Source organism: Aequorivita sp. 609 (genome assembly GCF_014212065.1).
GTDB lineage: Bacteria > Bacteroidota > Bacteroidia > Flavobacteriales > Flavobacteriaceae > Aequorivita > Aequorivita sinensis.
Genome location: NZ_JACJVM010000034.1, coordinates 159,580 through 179,990, shown reverse-complemented (window position 1 = coordinate 179,990; position 20,411 = coordinate 159,580). Strand labels below are relative to the sequence as shown.

Annotated in this window: 18 protein-coding genes; 11 read left to right on the top strand and 7 right to left on the bottom strand. The window is 34.4% G+C overall.

Annotated features, from left to right (window positions below; translation table 11 throughout):
* Positions 1–2: 2 nt before the first annotated feature.
* Positions 3–1,145: a cystathionine gamma-synthase gene (locus H4O20_RS10280; protein ID WP_185099196.1), complete on the bottom strand. Its 1,143-nt coding sequence runs from the start codon at positions 1,143–1,145 to the stop codon at positions 3–5.
* Positions 1,146–1,299: 154 nt separating this feature from the next.
* Between H4O20_RS10280 and H4O20_RS10275 the strand changes: the two genes are divergently transcribed.
* Positions 1,300–2,058: a DUF3298 and DUF4163 domain-containing protein gene (locus H4O20_RS10275; RefSeq protein ID WP_185099195.1), complete on the top strand. Its 759-nt coding sequence runs from the start codon at positions 1,300–1,302 to the stop codon at positions 2,056–2,058.
* A gap of 9 nt (positions 2,059–2,067) precedes the next feature.
* Complete coding sequence (locus tag H4O20_RS10270; protein ID WP_139854035.1) at positions 2,068–2,427, top strand: arsenate reductase family protein; 360 nt, start codon at positions 2,068–2,070, stop codon at positions 2,425–2,427.
* A gap of 163 nt (positions 2,428–2,590) precedes the next feature.
* Here H4O20_RS10270 and H4O20_RS10265 read toward each other — a convergent pair whose 3' ends face one another.
* Entirely contained in the window at positions 2,591–3,076 is a 486-nt protein-coding gene (locus tag H4O20_RS10265; RefSeq protein ID WP_246051385.1) for a thioesterase family protein, read from the bottom strand.
* Positions 3,077–3,161: 85 nt separating this feature from the next.
* On the opposite strand from H4O20_RS10265, the gene H4O20_RS10260 reads away from it, so the two are divergent.
* From H4O20_RS10260 to H4O20_RS10240, 5 genes are all read left to right on the top strand, one after another.
* Positions 3,162–4,124 carry a YheT family hydrolase gene (locus H4O20_RS10260; RefSeq protein ID WP_185099194.1) on the top strand — a complete coding sequence of 321 codons (963 nt, stop codon included), beginning with the start codon at positions 3,162–3,164 and terminating at the stop codon, positions 4,122–4,124.
* Positions 4,125–4,194: 70 nt separating this feature from the next.
* The gene (locus tag H4O20_RS10255; protein ID WP_139854032.1) at positions 4,195–5,052 is read left to right on the top strand and encodes a YicC/YloC family endoribonuclease; all 858 of its coding nucleotides are present in this window, start codon (positions 4,195–4,197) and stop codon (positions 5,050–5,052) included.
* Positions 5,053–5,118: 66 nt separating this feature from the next.
* Positions 5,119–5,706 (top strand): guanylate kinase, encoded by a 588-nt coding sequence (gene gmk, locus H4O20_RS10250; RefSeq protein WP_139854031.1) that lies wholly within the window; start codon positions 5,119–5,121, stop codon positions 5,704–5,706.
* A 37-nt stretch (positions 5,707–5,743) separates the two neighbouring features.
* Positions 5,744–6,334, top strand: a complete 591-nt coding sequence (gene nadD, locus H4O20_RS10245) for a nicotinate (nicotinamide) nucleotide adenylyltransferase (RefSeq protein WP_139854030.1) — start codon at positions 5,744–5,746, stop codon at positions 6,332–6,334.
* A gap of 261 nt (positions 6,335–6,595) precedes the next feature.
* A complete protein-coding gene (locus H4O20_RS10240; RefSeq protein ID WP_185099193.1) occupies positions 6,596–7,600 on the top strand; it encodes an NAD(P)H-dependent glycerol-3-phosphate dehydrogenase in 1,005 nt (334 codons plus the stop codon).
* Positions 7,601–7,652: 52 nt separating this feature from the next.
* Here the strand turns inward: H4O20_RS10240 and H4O20_RS10235 are convergent, their stop codons facing one another.
* The 5 genes from H4O20_RS10235 to H4O20_RS10215 all read right to left on the bottom strand — a co-directional run bounded on the left by H4O20_RS10235 (position 7,653) and on the right by H4O20_RS10215 (position 14,207).
* Entirely contained in the window at positions 7,653–9,599 is a 1,947-nt protein-coding gene (locus tag H4O20_RS10235; protein ID WP_185099192.1) for a T9SS type A sorting domain-containing protein, read from the bottom strand.
* Between the two features lie 508 nt (positions 9,600–10,107).
* Positions 10,108–12,252 (bottom strand): prolyl oligopeptidase family protein, encoded by a 2,145-nt coding sequence (locus H4O20_RS10230; RefSeq protein WP_185099191.1) that lies wholly within the window; start codon positions 12,250–12,252, stop codon positions 10,108–10,110.
* Between the two features lie 119 nt (positions 12,253–12,371).
* Entirely contained in the window at positions 12,372–12,752 is a 381-nt protein-coding gene (locus H4O20_RS10225; RefSeq protein ID WP_139854027.1) for a DoxX family membrane protein, read from the bottom strand.
* 110 nt (positions 12,753–12,862) lie between these two features.
* Positions 12,863–13,630: a M48 family metallopeptidase gene (locus H4O20_RS10220; protein ID WP_185099190.1), complete on the bottom strand. Its 768-nt coding sequence runs from the start codon at positions 13,628–13,630 to the stop codon at positions 12,863–12,865.
* Positions 13,620–14,207: an RNA polymerase sigma factor gene (locus tag H4O20_RS10215; RefSeq protein WP_185099189.1), complete on the bottom strand. Its 588-nt coding sequence runs from the start codon at positions 14,205–14,207 to the stop codon at positions 13,620–13,622. The genes H4O20_RS10220 and H4O20_RS10215 overlap by 11 nt, the downstream gene beginning before the upstream one ends.
* A 102-nt stretch (positions 14,208–14,309) precedes the next feature.
* Here H4O20_RS10215 and H4O20_RS10210 point away from each other — a divergent pair, with 102 nt between their 5' ends.
* From H4O20_RS10210 to H4O20_RS10195, 4 genes are all read left to right on the top strand, one after another.
* The gene (locus tag H4O20_RS10210) at positions 14,310–15,311 is read left to right on the top strand and encodes a hypothetical protein (RefSeq protein WP_185099188.1); all 1,002 of its coding nucleotides are present in this window, start codon (positions 14,310–14,312) and stop codon (positions 15,309–15,311) included.
* Positions 15,312–15,541: 230 nt separating this feature from the next.
* A complete protein-coding gene (locus H4O20_RS10205) occupies positions 15,542–17,302 on the top strand; it encodes a T9SS type A sorting domain-containing protein (RefSeq protein ID WP_185099187.1) in 1,761 nt (586 codons plus the stop codon).
* 98 nt (positions 17,303–17,400) lie between these two features.
* Entirely contained in the window at positions 17,401–18,393 is a 993-nt protein-coding gene (locus tag H4O20_RS10200) for a hypothetical protein (RefSeq protein ID WP_185099186.1), read from the top strand.
* A gap of 3 nt (positions 18,394–18,396) precedes the next feature.
* Positions 18,397–20,409 (top strand): PKD domain-containing protein, encoded by a 2,013-nt coding sequence (locus tag H4O20_RS10195; protein ID WP_185099185.1) that lies wholly within the window; start codon positions 18,397–18,399, stop codon positions 20,407–20,409.
* Positions 20,410–20,411 lie beyond the last annotated feature (2 nt).

Genomic DNA, 20,411 nt, shown 5'->3' with positions numbered 1-20,411 from the left:
CCTTAACCAATAGCTTGTTTTAAATCTGCAATTAAATCTTCTACATCTTCAATTCCCACAGAAAGACGTATTAACGAATCCACAACACCTAATTTTTCTCGCTCCTCTTTTGGAATACTAGCGTGTGTCATGCTTGCAGGATGTCCCGCCAGACTTTCTACACCACCCAAACTTTCAGCTAATGTGAAAATTTTTAGGTTTTCAACTATTCTAATTGCCTCATTATAATTGTTGCCCTTGGTTACAAATGAAATCATTCCTCCAAAATCTTTCATTTGCCCTTTTGCTATTGCATGATTTGGGTGCGTTTCAAATCCTGGCCAATAAACTTTTTCAATTTTTGGGTGTTGCGCTAGAAATTCAGCGATAGCTTTTCCATTTTCACAATGGCGTTGCATACGAACATGGAGTGTTTTTAAACCACGTAAAACCAAAAAGCTATCTTGTGGGCCACATATTGCACCATTAGCGTTTTGTATAAAATACAATTTGTCTGCTAATTTCTTGTCTTTTACAATTAAACCACCCATTACCACATCACTATGACCTCCTAAGTATTTAGTAGCGCTGTGCATAACGATATCTGCTCCTAATTCTAATGGTTGCTGAAGATAAGGTGATGCAAAAGTATTATCAACTGCTAAAAGCAATTTGTATTTTTTAGCAATTGATGCAACTTTTTTAATATCTACAATATTTAAAAGTGGGTTTGTTGGGGTTTCTACCCAAATAAGTTTGGTGTTATTGTTTATATATTTTTCAATAGTGTCGGCATTGTTCATTCCAACAAAATGAAAGGTAATACCAAATCCTTCAAAAATCTTTGTAAATAGTCGATAAGTGCCACCGTAAAGATCGTTTGTTGTGATTACTTCATCTCCAGGTTTAAAAAGCTTCATCACAGCATCTATTGCAGCAAGTCCACTTCCAAAGGCTAGACCAAATTTTCCATTTTCAATACTCGCAAATGCAGCTTCCAAAGCAGCGCGCGTAGGATTTGCACTACGCGAATACTCGAAACCTTTATGTCCACCAGGTGTAGTTTGCGAATATGTTGAGGTTTGATAAATTGGAGGCATTACAGACCCGTAAGCTGGGTCGATATTTTCTTGTCCGCCGTGAATGGTTTTTGTGTTAAATTTCATAGTATATTTTAAAACTTGAAAACGTAATTTAATATTCTGAAATAATTATATATCATTTAATAAAAATTTCACAATAGCTGATTTTAAAGTTATTACTTTTGAAAGAATAAATCTACCCCATTGGGGAAACAAATTAACCAATTCTTAAAATAGTATGTATAAAAAATACGCGGTAGTAATTTTAGTTTTAATTGCTCTAACAAGTTGTACCCAAGATAAAAGTATAGAGTTCTCGTCTCAAAGTTTAACCGAAAAAGAACTATCGTATTGTAAGGACAAAGACTGTCCTGAAGTTACAATAAACTATGTTGAGGTTTTTGGAAATGAAAGTATTGCAGGAAAGATTAACAACAAAATAAAATCATTCATCTATCAGTCGCTTTTATTAGGTGAAGATACAACTCCAACAGCCAAAACCATTGAGGAGGCAGCAACTGGATTTATAGAGGTGTACTATGCCGACAAAGAACAGTTTCCTGATATGGCTGGTGAATATTTTGCTGAGATTTCGGTAAATGAAATATACAACACTGAAAACCATATTTGTTTTGAACTGCGCCAATATCTTTATACTGGTGGTGCTCACGGATATGGAACTACAACATTCTTAAATATCGACCCAAGAACTGGAGAAGAGCTTTCTGCAAATGAGCTTTTTAAAAACAAGAATGAATTTGTCGATTTCGCGGAAGAAAAGTTTCGTGCACAGCAAGAAATTGATAAAAATGAATCAATAAATGCTACGGGATTTACCTTTGAAAATGATAAGTTTAGTCTTCCTGAAAGTTTCGGTTTTATACAAGACAGTTTAATTTTTGTTTACAATCAGTACGAAATTGCAAGTTACGCCGATGGTCCAATCGAGCTAAAAATTGCTTTAAAGGAAGCAAAACCATTTTTAAAGATTGATTAAATTTGAATTATGCAGAAAGTATATTATTTATCCACTTGTGACACGTGTAAGCGTGTAATGAATGAAATTGAAATTCCTTCGTCGTTTATAAAGCAAGACATAAAAGTTCAGGGGATTTCAGAAGAAGAATTAACAGAGCTTTTTAACCTTACCAACAGCTACGAAGATCTTTTTAGTAGAAGAGCAAAACTCTATCAAGAGCGTAACTTGAAAAACGAAGAACTTCTAGAGGAGGATTTTAAAAACTTAATTCTAGAGCATTATACGTTTTTAAAGCGACCTGTAATTGTTAATAACGACAAGATATTTATTGGCAGTAGTAAAAAAACTGTTGCAGCAGCTAAAGAGTCTATTCACTCTAATAAATAAACACTTTACATTATACCCTAATATAATAGGTGCATTTACTTTTTTAAATATTGTAGATATTATAATATAATTTATTTAATCAGATAAATGCACCTATGTTTATATAGCTTAATGAATACTTTTTTAAAAGTAATTCAACAAGTAAAATCAAAGGGGTTTAATTTTAAGCTTGTAATTCTAAGTCTCTTGGACGTATGTTGTTTTTACGTGTATCTTCTTTAGTAATTACTTCGAAGTCATCTGTTTTTTCAAAAGCGTTGAATTTCTCCAAAATTTCTTCTGGAAGTCCTGTGAGTTTACGAGCATTTAGGTCTATCCAACCGCCCATCATTTCACAGCTTGCAAAGTTTTTACCGTTTTCATCATAAAAGTTGTGAAGGAATTTAAAATACATTCCATCTTCTGAAAGTCCTTTTAGTTGAAGAGAAACCGAAACAGGTTTCCCAGGAAAAACTTCTCTGAAATAATACATATGTTCATAAAATGCCACTGGACCTAGATTGTACTTCACTAAATGCTTTTGGTCTAAGCCGTTTTCAATCATAAAAGCCATTCGAGTGTGGCTCATGTAATCTATATAAGCACTGTTACGTAAGTGACGATTAGCGTCCACATCACTCCAACGTATTTCAAATTGTTTTATATACATCTGTAATTTTTTCTGCAAATTTAAAGTACTTTTACTATGCAAGCATAATAAATTTGTTTAGATTGTGTTAAATCTTCATTAGCAAATGCCTATTCTAAAAAGTTCATATAACCCTAAATTTCCTTTTAAAAACGGACATTTTTCGACTATTTACTCTTCGAAGTTTCGCCCCATACCTCAATTGTTGCAGCATCGTGAAAGGTTAGTGTTACCCGATGCCGATTTTTTAGATATTGATTGGTCTTATTCAAAAGGTAATTCTAGTAAAGTAGCAATTCTACTACACGGATTAGAGGGAAACGCACAACGCACTTACATAGTAGCACAAGCAAAACACTTAGTTGATGATGGGTGGGATGTGGCGGCTGTAAATTTTCGAGGTTGTAGCGGGGAGCCAAACCTTTCATTTCAATCTTATAACGCTGGAAAAACAGACGACTTGGAAGCTGTTTTAGAATTAGTTTTAGACAAGAATAAATACAATGAAATAGCCTTAATCGGATTTAGTCTTGGAGGTAATTTACTTTTGAAATATTTAGGGGAGCGCGATACTTTTCCGAAAGAAATTAAAAAAGCAGTTTCAATTTCAACTCCTATTAGTTTAAGAGGATCATTAGAGTCGTTAAATAAGCTTTCCAACTGGATGTATAGAAAATCTTTCTTGATAAAACTTCGAGAAAAGTATAAAGTGAAAATGAATGATTTCCCTGAAAAAATGAGTTATTCAGAATACAAGAAAATCACCACTTTATTAGAGTTCGACAATGTTTATACCGCTCCAGCACATGGGTTTAAGGATGCTTACGACTATTATGAAAAAAACAGTAGTCTTCAATTTCTGCCGAATATTACTATTCCAGTATTTCTTTTAAACGCCCAAAATGATAGTTTTCTCTCTTCAGAATGTTACCCGATTCAGTTAGCAACAGAAATGAAAAACCTTTATTTAGAAATTCCCAAATATGGGGGTCACGTGGGTTTTCATCAATCTAATTTACGCTATTACAGTGAAGAGAGATCTTTAAAATTTTTAAATGAAGATTTTTAAAAACAGCTGCACTTTAACGACTATCCGCTAAAGACTATTTTATTACCTTTGCCGTCAATAAATTAAGTATATGATTCAATCAATGACGGGCTATGGCAAGGAAGTTGTCCAATTGCCTTCAAAAACTATTACTATAGAAATCAAGTCGCTTAACAGCAAAGGTCTAGATCTTAACACACGTGTGCCTTCAGCATACCGCGAAAAAGAATTAGAAATACGCGATATTCTTGCAAAATCTTTACAAAGAGGAAAAGTAGATTTTTCTCTTTACATTGAAGTTACTGGACAAGAAGTTGCTACTCAAATTAATGAGGATGCTGTAAAACAATACATCAAGCAATTAGCAAACGTAGTAAATGGCGATCCAGTTGAGCTATTAAAAATGGCAGTTCGCATGCCAGATGCTTTAAAAACTGAACGTGAAGAGATTGACGAGAAGGAATATGAAGAAATTTTAATAGGTATTAATAAATCTTTAGAAGCAATCAATAAATATAGATCGGATGAAGGGTTAGTACTTGAAAACGATTTTATTGAGCGTTCAAAAAATATATCGAAGTTACTCGATGACGTTGTGGCAATAGACCCAGAACGAATAGATGGAGTTAAAGAAAGATTGCGAAAAGCAGTAGCAGATATCAAAGAGAAAGTGGATGAAAATCGTTTTGAACAAGAACTTATCTACTATTTAGAAAAATACGATATCACTGAAGAAAAGGTTCGACTTAAAAACCACTTAGATTATTTCAATGAAACTCTAAAATCAAGCGATTCTAATGGTAAAAAACTTGGCTTTATTACTCAGGAGCTAGGTAGAGAGATTAATACTATTGGAAGTAAGGCAAACTACGCACCTATGCAGCAGATTGTTGTACAGATGAAAGATGAGTTAGAGAAAATTAAAGAACAAGCATTAAACGTACTTTAATACTTAGAGTTTAAAAAATAACTACAAAGCGTTCTACGCAAATAAGTTTTAAGTCAATACAGTTTTATGAATTCAGAAAAAGGGGGTAAATTAATAGTGTTTTCGGCACCTTCAGGAAGTGGAAAAACCACTATAGTTCAACATTTGTTAAAGCAAGAAGATCTCAACTTAAAATTTTCGGTTTCTTGTACTTCACGAGATCCAAGAGGTGATGAAAAGCACGGTGAAAACTACTATTTCATTTCGTTGAAAGAATTCAAACAACACATAAAAAACGATGATTTTCTTGAATGGGAGGAAGTTTACCGAGATAACTTTTACGGAACTTTAAAATCTGAAGTAGAACGTATTTGGGGAGAAGGAAAAAATGTGATTTTCGATATTGATGTTGCAGGAGGGCTTCGTATTAAAAAGAAATTTCCAGACCGTACCCTTGCTGTTTTTGTAAAACCACCAAGTATAGACGAATTAAAAATTCGTTTAAAAAAGCGAAAAACTGAGAGCGATGACCGTATCAATATGCGAATTGCAAAAGCCTCTGTAGAGCTTGCAACGGCCCCTCAGTTTGATAAAATTATAAAAAATCACGATTTGGAAACTGCTTTAAATGAAGCTCACGATTTAGTAAAAAACTTTATCGTTTCCAACAAATAACATACGTAAGAGCATTGCCTAGCAAGGTCTCAGCAATATGAAAAAACAAAAAAAAATAGGACTCTACTTCGGAACTTTCAACCCCATACATATGGGTCATCTGATTATTGCCAACCACATGGTAGAGTTTAGTGATTTAGATGAAGTTTGGTTTGTAATTACACCTCATAATCCGCACAAAAAGAAGAAGAATCTTTTGGAAGATTACCACCGTATGGCAATGGTGGAATTAGCGATTGATAATTATGATAAATTGCAAGCTAGTAATATTGAGTTTGGTTTACCGCAACCCAATTATACCGTTAATACATTAGCTCATTTAGAAGAAAAATATCCTTCAAGAGATTTTTGTTTGATAATGGGAGAAGACAACTTAAAGAGTCTTCATAAATGGAAAAACTATGAAGTAATATTAGAACGTTATTCTATCTATGTTTACCCACGTATTTCTGAAGGAGTAGTAGAAACACAATTTAACAATCACGAAAAAATTATTAAAGTTGATGCACCTATCATCGAATTATCTTCAACATTCATTAGAAAAGGTGTAAAAGACAATAAAAATATTCGTCCAATGCTTTCACCAGAAGTTTGGAAATATTTAGACGAGATGAATTTTTATAGATAAAAAAAACCGCCCCATTTAATTAAGATGGGACGGTTCTCAACTAAATAACCAACCAATAATTTTTCAAACTATCTCCATTATTTGGAGCTCTCATTTTAAAAATCACAACTATAACGCAGGACCTTCATTAAAGATTGCAATGGCTTTATTAAGGTAGTGTTAAAAGTTTCGATTGTAATTATGTACTTTTGACTTAAGAGTATCGATAGAAGATAAAATCTCTTAAGGTTGTAAAACCAAATCAATTTCTAAAACAAGAAAATGTCAGATAAACCAAAATTTGCAGTCTTTGGTGGCGGAAGTTGGGCCACAGCAATTGTAAAAATGCTAAGCGAAAACCTTGATGAAATCGGTTGGTATATGCGAAGCGAACAGGCTATCGAACACATAAAAGAACACGGTCATAACCCAAACTACTTGAGTTCAGTTGAGTTCCGTTTGGAGCAACTTAAACTCACCAATGACATAAACCAGGCTGTTGAAGATGCAGACTACTTAGTTTTTGTAATACCCTCTGCTTTTCTTCATCAGGAATTACAGAAACTAACGGCTTCATTAGAAGATAAAGTAGTGTTTTCAGCAATTAAAGGTATTGTTCCTGAAACAAGCTTGATTGTTGGCGATCATTTTAATACACATTATAAAGTTCCTTTTAATAATATAGGTGTTATTTCCGGTCCATGTCACGCTGAAGAAGTTGCTTTAGAAAGATTGAGTTACCTAACCATAGCTAGTGCAGACGACGAAAAAGCACAGATTGTTGCCAATATGTTGAGCAGTGATTACATAAAATGCACAACTAGTGATGATGTTTTAGGAACAGAATATGCCGCTGTTTTAAAGAATATTTATGCTGTAGCAGCGGGAATAGCACACGGATTAGGTTATGGAGATAACTTCCAAAGTGTTTTGATGAGTAACGCTATTCGCGAAATGAAAAAGTATGTAAAGAAGGTTCATAAAATGAAACGCGATATAAATGATTCGGCATATCTAGGAGATCTTCTAGTTACTGGTTACTCTATTTTTAGTCGAAATCGTTTGTTTGGCACAATGATAGGGAAAGGATACACTGTAAAAAGTGCTCAATTAGAAATGAGCATGATTGCCGAAGGATATTATGCCTCAAAAAGCGCATATCTGCTTAACCAGCAAAGAGGTAAGAAAAAAGCTAAAACCCCAATAATTGATGCTGTTTATGGAATACTTTACGAGAATAAAGATCCTAAGAAAACGTTTAAAAAACTTACAGATAAGTTAGATTAAAAGAAAAGCCTCGCAATTTGCGAGGCTTTTTTATAGTTGTATAATTTCGATTTTAATTTTTAAGTACTTTATGAGTACTAAGCTGACCATTAATTAACACTTTCATTATATAGGTTCCTGTACTTAGTTCGGATAAATCAACAACTGAATTTGTTGCATTTATAGACTGTGAAATTAACTGTTGACCTAAAACATTGAATATAGTTACATTTTCAATATGGTCGAAACTTTTAAAATTCAATATTCCATCGGTTGGATTAGGATAAAAAGAAAATTCTTGGATTGAGTTCTCATTTATACCAAGTGGTGTACAGGTTACGTCTGCTTCCCATCCAGGGTATATCCCTAAATCGCTACTTAAAAATACGAAAGTAAGGGCACCGCTCGAATGGGTAGAGGTAAATGGACCTGGATTTTCGACTCCATAATAACCTCCTGCAGGAAAACCACTATAAGTAGCAGGATTTCCGCTAGCTATCATTGGGTAACTGGTGTCGGGACCATCATAAACGTACAAGGCATCAAATTCATCCTCTACATCAAAGTTGATAAAGGTTACGGTTACAGCTTCTCCAGAAGTATCTGGTTGAATTACAGTGGTTATATTCTCATCATCACTATAATTATAATTAGGTCCGCCACTATCATAAAACTTACCTCCACAAGTAGGAACAGTTGAAAACTTTATTGGTCCCGCTAATTGACTCAATCCATCTGAGTCGCAGTCAGCACGGACATAAAAATCAAAGGCTAATCCGTTGGCCAAATCTGTTGCTGTTGCCGTCGTTATGCCACTTGGTGTTGTTCCCGTTGCAATTGGAGTTCCTGAAACAGGATTTTCACCTCGTTCAAATACGTACCAAATATAACCATTACTTGCATTAGGTTCCTCCACCCAAGATAAGTCTACCGAGCTCGTCATAATGTTCGATACCGCTAAATCTGTTGGTCTTTCACAAGTAGGTGGAGCAAGTGTTTCCCCAAATGACACCCATGCAACCTGTGTAACTTCGGCAGGAGTAATTATTGGACCAATTAATGTTGTCATTCCTGTTGTCACATCAATAGTACGCCATTCTGCAGTGAAAGTATCATCATTAAATGCAGATATATAAACCATATCTGTAATTGGGTCATAAGTCATTCCTTGGCTATAATTAGCATTATAGTCAATATTACCAATATAAGTAGTAGTTGCAGTTGCCAAATCTATAGCGTAAAAACCCTTATCTACCATTTCAAAGGTGTATCCTACTCCATTTCCATCTATGGCAAGGGTAGCTGGAAAGTATTCGGCTGGTATTCCCACCAATGCACCTACTTCAGTGGCAGTTACTGCTATTGGATCTATGGTGTAAAGCTTTCCTTCTGAAATGGCGTAAAGAACACCTGTATTTCTGTCATATTCCATATCGAGCCACCAACCTGGAATAGTGCCTAAATGGGTGTAAAAACCAGATTCAACATCGAAAGAGTAGAATTCTCCCCAATCGTCTATTACATATCCCGTAGTTGGATTTTGTGGATCAATCGCCCCAGCATCTTCAAAATTAAAAACTATAGGAGACGATCCAAAAACTTCGACATTTTCCGGAGTTGTTGGTTTAAACCCAATAAGGTTTGTACTTGGATTATCTACACCGTAGGCTGTCGATAGCGGTTCTAAACTGCTCGGTATCCCAAAATTTTCGGTATTGGCATTTATAAGAGGTTCTGTGATTACATTATTTTTATTGGGGGTAGTGTGTTGTTGATTGCCTAAATACGATTTTAACAATTTATGCTCCTCAATTGAAAAATGGGCGGAAACAGCTCCCATTTGTATTCCAATATTGGCGCGTCGTTTCAGTAATTCTTCAACGGAGGTAGTTGCGGCTTTTGTGGCTTCTATACTCGATGGATTCGATTTTATATTTTTCGTGGAAGGCCGAGAAGTTTGAGCGCTTAGGGATAGCGTGAGAACACTTAGAAAGCATCCAATAATAGTAGATTTATTCATGTTTTAAAGTTTGGTTTAATTTTTAAATATACTAAAATTATGTTTGCTACAGTGAATAGAGTTCAGAGATAAGCCATATATAAATGCAAGAAAAATTTTAAAATATAATGCATGTATTAAAATTCCTTATTCCAGATTTCCTCACCTATAAATATCATCTAAAATATCTTGAATAATTCATAGATTTAATTCGATAGGGCTCTTCTGTGAGACAAACTACGAACTGTTTTTTAGGCGAGCTTTTTAAAAATAAGAGAAGGTACAATCTTAAAAGAGTAAATAGAATTACATAAAAATTTTGCTAAATTGAAATAAAAATTAAGCGTTAACAGTAGATACTTATGGTTAAATTCCAAAAAATGAATGCCATTGTAGAAAAGAATAGTTATTAAGACAATTCAATTGTTTTTTATTTAAGCGCTTCTCCTTTACAGTAAAATGTTAGATTAAAAAAAGCCACTCCCGTTGATATATGGAAGTGGCTATAATTATAATTAAACGGTCTGTACTACTCTTTTTTCGACAAGCTAGTATAACCCATGTTGTATAAGGTAAATCCAAAGATATCGGCGTATTGCTCGATGGTTTTACTTACAGGAGTTCCTGCACCGTGACCGGCGTCCGTTTCAATTCTAATTAATACTGGATTATTGCCAGTTTGCTTAGCTTGAAGTTCCGCAGCAAATTTAAAACTATGTGCTGGAACAACTCTATCGTCGTGATCACCAGTTGTGATTAAAGTAGCAGGATATTCTACTCCTTCTTTAACATTGTGTAATGGTGAATAACCTTTTAAGTATTCAAACATTTCTTTGCTATCCTCAGCAGTACCATAGTCGTATGCCCAACCTGCACCAGCAGTAAAGGTGTGGTAACGTAACATATCTAGAACACCTACAGCAGGAAGTGCTACTTTCATTAAGTCTGGTCTTTGAGTCATTGTAGCTCCAACAAGTAATCCTCCGTTAGAACCTCCGCGAATTGCTAGGTAGTCACTAGAAGTGTAGTTGTTTGCAATTAAATACTCAGCAGCAGCGATAAAATCGTCGAATACGTTTTGTTTCTTCATCTGAGTTCCCGCATCATGCCATTTCTTACCATATTCACCACCACCTCTTAGGTTTGGTACAGCATAAACTCCGCCTTGCTCCATCCAGACTGCATTTGCAATGCTAAAGCTAGGAGTAAGACTAATGTTGAATCCACCGTAACCATAAAGGATTGTTGGATTTTTGCCGTCTAATTTTAATCCTTTTTTATGCGTAATAATCATCGGGATTTTTGTTCCGTCCTTAGAAGTATAGAAAACTTGGTTGCTTTCAAAATTGCCAGGATTAAAATCAATTTCGGGTTTTATAAATAATTCTGATTCTCCAGTTTCAATATTAAACTTGTAAATGCTTCCTGGAGTAACATAGTTAGTGAAAGAATAGTAAAGTTCTTTTTCTTCTTTTTTTGTTCCAAAACCACCTGCAGTACCTACGCCTGGAAGTTCAATTTCACGGATTAATTTTCCGTCATAGTCATATTGTTTCACCTTTGAAACAGCATCAACCATATAGTTAGCAAAAATGCTTCCCCCACCTGTGCTTGGAGTAAGAACATTTTCCGTTTCAGGAATTAAATCTTTCCAATTTTCTGGAGCTGGATTGGCTGCATCAACAGTTACAATTTTCTTATTTGGTGCGTTTTTATTTGTCACTATGTAAAGCTTAGAGCCTACGTTTTCTAGTACATAAGAATCTGAATCCGTATCATTTAAAATTGTAACAAATTTTGCATTTGGATTTTTAAGGTCTTTTATAAATAGTTTGTTTCCTGAAGTTGATGTGCTAGCGCTAATTAATAGATAGTTATTGTCTTCAGTAACTGATGCACCAATGTATCGATGCTTTTCTTCTGGAGTTGCACCAAAAATTACTTTGTCATCACTTTGTGGAGTTCCCAATTTGTGATAGTAAACTTTATGCTGGTCTGTTTTAGCAGATAATTCACTTCCTTTTGGCTTATCGTAGCTAGAATAGTAGAATCCATCTTCACCTTTCCAAGATAGTCCACTAAACTTTACATCCTTAAGAGTATCGCCTACTATTTCTTTAGTTTCAGTATTCATTACGATTACTTTTCTCCAATCGCTTCCACCTTCAGAAATAGCGTAAGCTAGCTTACTACCATCTTTTGAAAAGCTCGCTTGCCCTAATGAAATAGTACCATCCTCTTTAAACGTGTTTGGGTCTAAGAAAACTTCAGCTGTGTCTGGGTCTTCTCCAGTTTTATATCTGTAAATTACATATTGATTTTGTAATCCATCGTTTTTATAGAAATAAGTGTAGTTTCCTTCTTTAAAAGGTGCTCCTACTTTTTCATAGTTCCAAATATCAGAAAGGCGTTTTTTTAATTCCTCTCTAAATGGAATTTTATTTAAATAATCGAAAGTTACTTCGTTCTCAGCTTTAACCCATTCTGCGGTTTCAGCGCTGCGGTCATCTTCTAACCAGCGATATGGATCTTTTACCTCAACACCAAAATAAGTGTCTATTGTATCTACTGTTTTAATCTGTGGATATGTCACTGTTGTTACTTCTTTTTTAGGCTCTTCTTTACAGCCAACCAGAGCGAGTAATAAAACTGCTGGAACGATTGATAACTTCATATTTGTTGATTTTTTATAAGAAGTGTAAATGTACAATTTTTTAAGATTGCAGGAAACTATATAAAAAGTGAAAAGCTTCCATAATTGAAAGCTTTTCATTTTAAAATTTTTAAAGGTGATTAAGTAAATAGCGGCCTATATACACTCCAATATTTGTAAATTAAAACCACATTCAGAAGGATGACAATAATTGCAATTAAAAGTCCGGGAGTGTCTAAGAATAAATGAAATAAAAGGATATTAACGGAAATTGGAGCTAACAATAATAGCGCAAATGGAACCCATTTTCCTATTACAAGCATAAGTCCAATGGCAACTTCGAACACTCCAACTACATACATAATATAACCAGAGTCGCTAAGTGAGTCTATGAAACGTGCGGCGTCATCAGTATAAATGTGAGTGGGTAAAAAGCTAAAGTGGAATAATTTGCTCAGTCCAAAAAAGAGCAAACCTAAACCCAAAATGGTGCGGATTATTTTTGTAAACGAGGAATTCATAACTTATTGGTTTTAAGGTTGGTTCCTTAAAGATAATAAAAATAATCTCGTTAATAGATATTGATATGTTTAAAAATTAATAGATATATTATAAATTTAATATTTAAAGCTTAAAGCTTTGAAAGTAACTTTTGAGCTTTTTGATATTCGGGGTCACTTGGGATAATAGAATTAGCGACTTCCTTAGCCTCCTTATAGCGTTTTTGCTTAAGATAACTTAACGCCTTAATCCAATTGGATTTTGATGCGTAAACAGAATTACTTTCAGATATTTTTTTCAATAAACTATCTGCTTCATCATACTCACTCAATTCAACTAAGGTAACCGACTTATAATACTGAAGTTGTAAATTATTGGGTTCTACCTTTAAAAGTTCGTTAAAGTATATTAGTGCTTTTGAGTAGTCTGCTGAATTAAATGCTACTTCAGCATTTTTTGTAGTTTCATCTACATCGCTTCTTACAGTTAATGAAATGGTTTCCCGGGCTGCGAAGTCAGAATATGTAGGTTTACTGAAATTATTAAAAATGAAAATTCCGATTGCCAGTAATATAGATGCGGCAATTCCGTATTTCCAAGGCTTAAATTTAATTACTTTTTTCTCTGTTTTCTCTGTTTTCTCTGTTGTGACTTTTGATGGCTTATAATTAAAATTTGAATTAGTCTGTTTGATGGTTTCTAAAACCGTAGCTCGCTCCGGCGATAGTCTATTTTCTAAAATGATATAAATATTTTTAAACTCTAAAAATTCTGCTTCAAACTTCGAATCTTCATTCAATTTTCTTTCAAAGGTTTCGCGTTCGGAACTTGATAGTTCTTTTTCTAGATATGCAACAAATAATTCATGGGCTTCACTTTCCATATCACTAATAGTCATTTTGAAGCTTTCTATACAGAGAGCTTTCTTTAATTAATTGGGTTAATTTGCTAATGCAAAGTGACTTTTTTTTGCGGGCGTAAGAATAAGTTACTCCTAATTGCTCTGCCACTTCTTGCATAGACATTGCTGAAAAACCTAAGGTAATTATTCGTTTACAGGTTTCTCCCATTTTTGAAAGCACAGACATATATAAATTCTGTTGCTCTTCAAATTGCTGAGTTTTTTCTGCATTTTCATCAGCATCGTCTTTAATAGATAAACGTTCCTCCTCAATTGTTACCTCTTTACTACCACTTTTTTTAAGTGTATTAAGCCATTTCCGTTTACAGATCAGAAAAAAATAGGCGTCAAAAGGGCAAGTAAGCTTTAGTCCTTTTGTTTTTGCCTGATCATAAATTGTGATTAAAGTTTCTTGAATTATATCTCTTGCCGCTGTTTCATCTCCACTGTTTTTACAAACATAAGCAATCACTTTGGGCGCAAATTTTTCATAGATCTCATTTATAAGAGTACTGTCGTTAGCAAGAAGCGCTTCAACATATCGCTGGTCTGAATGTATCTTTTTTGTTTCCAAAGTTTGGTTTTAAAAACTTAAAAATAATGAAAACTAACAACTGAGGGGTAACAATATTTAAAACTATTGATATAAGGGTATAATCTTAAAAAATTAGAACTCATGAAAAATGTAATGAACAAACAAATGAAAACACCCTTTTCAAAACTTTTACTAGTCGGCTTACTAGCTTTATTAGCTACAGGGTGTAGTAAAGAGGAAGAGGTAGATACAATACCAGATGTAGCATTCTTGCCTCCTTCTTCAGCTCAGTTTCAAGGTTTAAGAGAAATTGCTCTAACCGATCACATAGAAACTGTAAGTTTTAATGCTGAAAATGGCCTTTCTTTTACTTCAAATGATGGAACTGTTTTAAATATTCCAGCAAACTGTTTAACGCTAAATGGCAATTTAGTAACTGGTGAAGTAGAGCTAAGTTTTGTCGATATTTTTGAAAGTGGAGATATGTTACCTACCAATAAGCCAACTATGGGACTAAATTCAAATGGAGATAAAGCAATGCTAATTACCGGGGGAGAGTTTTATATAGAAGTGACAAAAGATGGCGTTCCTCTAGATTCTGGATGCGTGTTGCAGCTTTTAGTACCTGGAGAAAATACGGGAGGAGCAGATCCAGAAATGATTTTGTGGAAAGGAATTATTGATGAGAAAGGAGATCTTACTTGGGATGAAGTTGAGCCAGGTACACACAATGAGCTATTTACTGAAGGTGAAACTTATATTGTGTTTTTAGACGAATTTGGATGGACAAATATTGATAAGTTTTACAGTGATCCTAGACCTAAAACTACATTAAAAGTAAAAGCTCCTGAAGGTTTTGATTATGAAAATAGCGCGGTATATCTGTCTTATGATGGAGAACCTAATGCCTTGGCTCAACTAGATACCTTTGATGAGCAGGCAGGATTGTTTTCTGAACATTATGGACAAATTCCTATAGGGTTGAAAGTGCATATAATTTTTGCAACCGCAGAAGGAGACAATTGGAGATACGCCATTCAAGGAGTTACAATTGCTGAAAATGATATTTATGTGTTTGACCTTGAAGATACCCAAGTGAATACGCACGAGAATATGGTGGCGGCTATTAATAATTTACCATAGTAAGTTGGTGTGTTGATTAGTTGTTTAATTTAATAGCCAGAGAAGGTCACTACAAAAGTGACCTTCTTTTTTTATAAAATATTACTTTCAATTAAGTCTCACAGAGGTTTAGACGTTCTTCCTTTTTATTTTTTTTCTCAAAACAGGGGTAACATTTTTAAAAGCTATTGATATAAGTATGAAGCAGCAAAAGGTTGCTGAATTATAAATATTAATTAAAGACATTTATTATGAAGACAAAATTATTTTCACTCGCATTAATCGGATTATTTTGCTTGACAATACAAGCGCAGCCTTTTCAAAGAGAGGTACAGCATAATTCAGATATCTATCACGATCTTAACATCGAGGTTATCGATGACGGCAGCACAGACTTTATAGTTGCCAGTAATATATTTGATTCTACAATGACTAGTTCTGTGGTTAGTCTAAAAAGAATGGATGAAAACGGAATGATTATTTGGGCAAAAGAATATTCAGACAGCTCTTTACAAAACGCAAGAGTTTTTGATGTTGCAAATATATTAGGTGTTGTAGCCATTACAGGTTCTATAGATGTAGGTAGTACAAAGCGAACTTTTATCGCAAAAATTGATGCTGCTTCAGGAAATGTGATAAATGTAAACTACTACGATATTGTTGGGTCTAGCTTCAATTCAACTGGGCTTAATATTGCATATACAGATACAGATGCCGATAACGACGGAACTACAGATCCAGGTTTTGTAGTTGGAGGATTTGTTAGTAGTTGCTATAATTTAGACAACCAGTGTTCATTTAATATGGGGTATGTACTTAGAGTTGATGAATTCTTAAATGTAATTTGGACTACAGAGGTAGATAGTTTAGGAACATCTGGAGCAAATAACGACTACGATTTCATCAATAATATCACCGAAACTAACAATGGGTTTTTCCTAACTGGAAGTGCTACAGGTATTACTCAACAAGGTTTTGAAAGACAAGGTGTATTGGCCTTGCTTATAGACCATCAAGGTAATTCACTTTGGGATAAAAGTTATATATACGGAAACTTTAGAGATGTAAGTGTTGATGCATATTACGAAGCTAGTACTGGAAATATTTACATGCTATCTAATTACTCGTCAATGCATAATTTCGGAATTACCGTTTTTGATACTTCTGGAAATATAATAAACAGCCTTTCTTGGGTAATTAATTCAGGATATTTAGATCGATACGGATTTACCTTAAAAGAATCTGTTCTTAGCCCAGATAACTTAGTGGTCTTTGGATATAATCGAGAAGAGTATTGGACAAATGGAGCTGGAGATGTAAAATATGGACAAAGCAATGTGTTTACCTACGAATTTGAAAAAGCAACTGGTAATCAGGTTTCTATTGCTTACCAATATTTGAATACTCATGTTGAAGCACCTGGAGATGAATATAATTTTTGGAACGGGCAAATGCCTTTAATTTACTATCCAGATATGGCCACAGTGCTGAATTTAAATTCTGGATCTCAAGACGACTATATCACTGCAGGATATCAAACCCCAGAAGGAATGCCATATACTTTTGCCGAAATCACTAGAACTTCAGATAAAAGAAATATGTGTGATAATATGAACCTTACTTTATCACATACATCCATTAGTGTTTATGAAATCCCAGTTAGTTCTGGCCTTGTAACTACTACTGAAGGCCCGATGAATTTTAATGATACTGCATATTCATATACACTTACTAACTGTGATGGTACAATGGGAGTAGAGAATAACTCTATCAACACAGGTGGTTTGTTTCCTAATCCAACAAACGGAGAGCTTACAGTTTTCCTAAATAATAACACCATAAAATCTCTAGCTATTTATTCAGTTTTAGGACAAAAAATGAAAGAGATTAATCTTAACGGAACAGGAAGTACTACAACTTTAAATGTTTCAGACTTACAGAAAGGAGTTTATTTTATTAATATAGAAGACAACTTGTCTAAAAACCAAGTGCTTAAATTTATTAAAAACTAACAAAAACCTTCAATTTAATTAAGCTCCCATTTCAGTTAATTCTGAAGTGGGAAGCTTTTTTATAAAAGTTGTATCTTGTGTACTGTAATAGCTTAAATATGAAGAAATTATTTAATTGTATTTGTTTAGGTGTTTTCTTAATCGTGTCTGGCTGCAGTTCCGATTCTGAAGACTGTGAAGTTGGAGCTGTTGAAAACCCAAATCAACAAGGACCAATTGATGGGGCAATCTATAAACAAAGCGCATTAGACTGCCGAGTTCCAAAGCTACAAGTTTTTCAGTTCAACAATTATACAAGCACTGAGATTAAGGCTAACCAAAATACAATTTTATATATTTCTGAGGGGACCTTTCAAAAATTAGATGGGACCATAATAGATGGTGAAATAACATTTTCCATACTTGAAATGTATAACGCTGGGGAAATTATTGCTTGTCAACTTTCTACAAATGGCATTAATAGTAACCAAACAGTAGAGCCTTTACTAAGCGAAAGTATATTCTACATAAATGCTGAACACAATGGAAACCCAGTATTGATGAATGGGGAAATACAAGTGTTTATCCCTTCTGATAATGAAAGCTTAGATTTATCTTTATATGTATCACCTTCTTGTAATGAAATTGAATGCTCAGTGCTATGGGAGGTCGTGCCTCAATACAGTGTTTTTGAAGAACCTTATCAAGATGCATCAGGGAATATAATTTCAGGATATCGCGCTGTAATAGGTGAGTTAGGCTGGTATAGTTTTGCACGATACAACCCTAGTACTGAAGAAAGGGGTGTTTTATATAACAAAGCCCACTCGCCATATTCACTTGCAAATAGCAATGTTTTTCTTAAGTACGATTCTAATAGCATCGGAGTTGGTATGTTTTCAGAATATGATACAGAAAACGAGGTTTTTAGTGAAAAGTTTAGCCAGATCCCAAAAAACATAACTGCGAATGTGATATTTGTAAGTAAACCTGAATCAGAGTTTTTATTCGATTCTTCTCCAGTAGTTACTAAAGATGGTAAAATAACCGTTACTCGAAACACCAAAAACGGTTCGGAGAGAAATCTAGTTGACTACATTAACAATTTATAAACTATGGTGAACCTTTTACGCACTTTTTTGTCTGCACTAGCTGTTTTTTTATTTTCAATAAGTATGGTAGGGCAAAGTCCAGTTCAAGATACACTTACGCGAACTGCTCCTATTTTTTATGATGTAATGGGAAACAAAGTTGACTTTTCTCCAGAAATGCCTCCGTTAAATCAAATAGCAGGTGCGCCGAAAGCTTTTTATACTTACCACTGGGAGTTTGGTGATGGGAACTATAGCAATAAAAAAAATCCGAAACACACTTATAAAAATAAGGGTGAATATACTGCTAGGCTTTGGAGTACTAATAATTACGACAATGGGAAACCGCCAAAAAGCCGACCTGAAAAAATTAGAATTACCTCAACAGATATAGATGGTGCAAGTGCTTCTCTAGATTCTTCAGAAGCTATTCCCTCAATTTTTCCTGAAGATGAACACTTAATTATACGCTCCAATCGCGATCCACTTCCCGACGAAGAAATGGTGCTAATTACTAGTTACAAAAACACAAAAGATTATGTAACAAGTGGAAGTTTATATCTTTTTTATAACGACAAAAAGTTTAAAGACGACAATTTTATTCTTGAAGATACTCGTTTACATCACGGTGAAAAAATGGCTCCAATAGATCCGATGTTTGCTGCTCAATTTGAAGCTGATGAATCCGATTATTATATGGCTGGAACAGAAGTTATTCCTCGTATTCGTACAAAAATAGTTCAGGATTCTACTAAGAGATTGGTGCTGCCAGTAACGCTGGAAGAATCAAGAAAACTATACAGGAATCACCAACTAATAGAATTCGAAAACATGCAGCCAGGGGAGGAACGCCACATTTTTAGAACCTTAAAAACCACCCCTGAAATGCTAAAAGATACTAGCGCTTTAGTTACGCTTAGAACTATTTATGTGCCTGATAATAACTACGGAAACCATACTGTAAAAGATACCGAATTGGAGATTGTAACATCGCACGACCCTAATAAAATGTCGACTAACGGTTTCTTATTAAACTATCGCTTGGTTCGATATAAAAAAGTAAAGTTTAAAGTAAAATTTCAAAATGACGGTGAAGGCCCAGCAAACACAATCCGTTTAGAAGTTGACACTCCAGAGATGTTTGATACAAGTACATTAGAAGTAATCGATATGTATCCCGAATGTCCCATTTGTCCTAAAGAAAAAGAGGTTAATTATTCATGTTTAGACACTATAGCAGGAAAGGATAAACTTATATTCACTTTCAAAAACATTTATCTTCCTGGTACAGCACAAAAAAACGTTATGGAACGCGATTCTACTAAGGGTTTTGTGAAATATGCTATGAAATTTGGCGATGACTTTCATAAAAAGAAGACTAAGAGTCGAACCGCAATATATTTTGATAAAAATGAACCTATAATCACAAATTATAGTACAACCCGATTTATGCCTGGAATTTCTATAGGTGCAAAAGCTGGGTATATTTATACGCCTTCGGTAGATAAAAGTCGGGAGGTATTTGCCGGAGTAACAGTTTCCCCTTTTAAATCGTATCGCGGGTATTGGCAAAGTGAATTTTTTGTTTCTGCAGCATCCTTCGAGGAGTTAAAGAGGTTTGAGTCCTCCGACCTCAATGATGTGGGGATTGAAAGTCTTCAACGCTTTTCAGAAAAAAATAAAGAAAATAATATTACAGCCTATCTCGTGCCTATTTCCTATCGCTATAACTTAAATAACTTCTTGGCGGTTGGTGCTGGAGTTCAACTTAAACTCGATTTTCAAAGTAAAATTTCTACCCAAACAACTGGTGAGGCTTATTTGAATATTCCAGATGAAGGAATAATTAGGGATGAAACGAATGATACATTTCAAAAAACCGAATGCACCGAAAGTTTTACCAATTTTAATAGTGGGGTTTTTATAGGTGTGAATGCAGGTGGTGTTAGAATCGGTCCGAGTGTTGGAGTTCGATATGTGTTTAACTTTAACCAACCCACTTCTCAACTTCAAGCCTATGCAATTTGGAAATTTTAAAA

Coding starts and splice junctions, on each gene's coding strand:
- H4O20_RS10280 (WP_185099196.1), bottom strand. CDS start 1,145: ATGAAATTTAACACAAAAACCATTCACGGCGGACAAGAAAATATCGAC.
- H4O20_RS10275 (WP_185099195.1), top strand. CDS start 1,300: ATGTATAAAAAATACGCGGTAGTAATTTTAGTTTTAATTGCTCTAACA.
- H4O20_RS10270 (WP_139854035.1), top strand. CDS start 2,068: ATGCAGAAAGTATATTATTTATCCACTTGTGACACGTGTAAGCGTGTA.
- H4O20_RS10265 (WP_246051385.1), bottom strand. CDS start 3,076: ATGTATATAAAACAATTTGAAATACGTTGGAGTGATGTGGACGCTAAT.
- H4O20_RS10260 (WP_185099194.1), top strand. CDS start 3,162: ATGCCTATTCTAAAAAGTTCATATAACCCTAAATTTCCTTTTAAAAAC.
- H4O20_RS10255 (WP_139854032.1), top strand. CDS start 4,195: ATGATTCAATCAATGACGGGCTATGGCAAGGAAGTTGTCCAATTGCCT.
- gmk (WP_139854031.1), top strand. CDS start 5,119: ATGAATTCAGAAAAAGGGGGTAAATTAATAGTGTTTTCGGCACCTTCA.
- nadD (WP_139854030.1), top strand. CDS start 5,744: ATGAAAAAACAAAAAAAAATAGGACTCTACTTCGGAACTTTCAACCCC.
- H4O20_RS10240 (WP_185099193.1), top strand. CDS start 6,596: ATGTCAGATAAACCAAAATTTGCAGTCTTTGGTGGCGGAAGTTGGGCC.
- H4O20_RS10235 (WP_185099192.1), bottom strand. CDS start 9,599: ATGAATAAATCTACTATTATTGGATGCTTTCTAAGTGTTCTCACGCTA.
- H4O20_RS10230 (WP_185099191.1), bottom strand. CDS start 12,252: ATGAAGTTATCAATCGTTCCAGCAGTTTTATTACTCGCTCTGGTTGGC.
- H4O20_RS10225 (WP_139854027.1), bottom strand. CDS start 12,752: ATGAATTCCTCGTTTACAAAAATAATCCGCACCATTTTGGGTTTAGGT.
- H4O20_RS10220 (WP_185099190.1), bottom strand. CDS start 13,630: ATGACTATTAGTGATATGGAAAGTGAAGCCCATGAATTATTTGTTGCA.
- H4O20_RS10210 (WP_185099188.1), top strand. CDS start 14,310: ATGAAAAATGTAATGAACAAACAAATGAAAACACCCTTTTCAAAACTT.
- H4O20_RS10205 (WP_185099187.1), top strand. CDS start 15,542: ATGAAGACAAAATTATTTTCACTCGCATTAATCGGATTATTTTGCTTG.
- H4O20_RS10200 (WP_185099186.1), top strand. CDS start 17,401: ATGAAGAAATTATTTAATTGTATTTGTTTAGGTGTTTTCTTAATCGTG.
- H4O20_RS10195 (WP_185099185.1), top strand. CDS start 18,397: ATGGTGAACCTTTTACGCACTTTTTTGTCTGCACTAGCTGTTTTTTTA.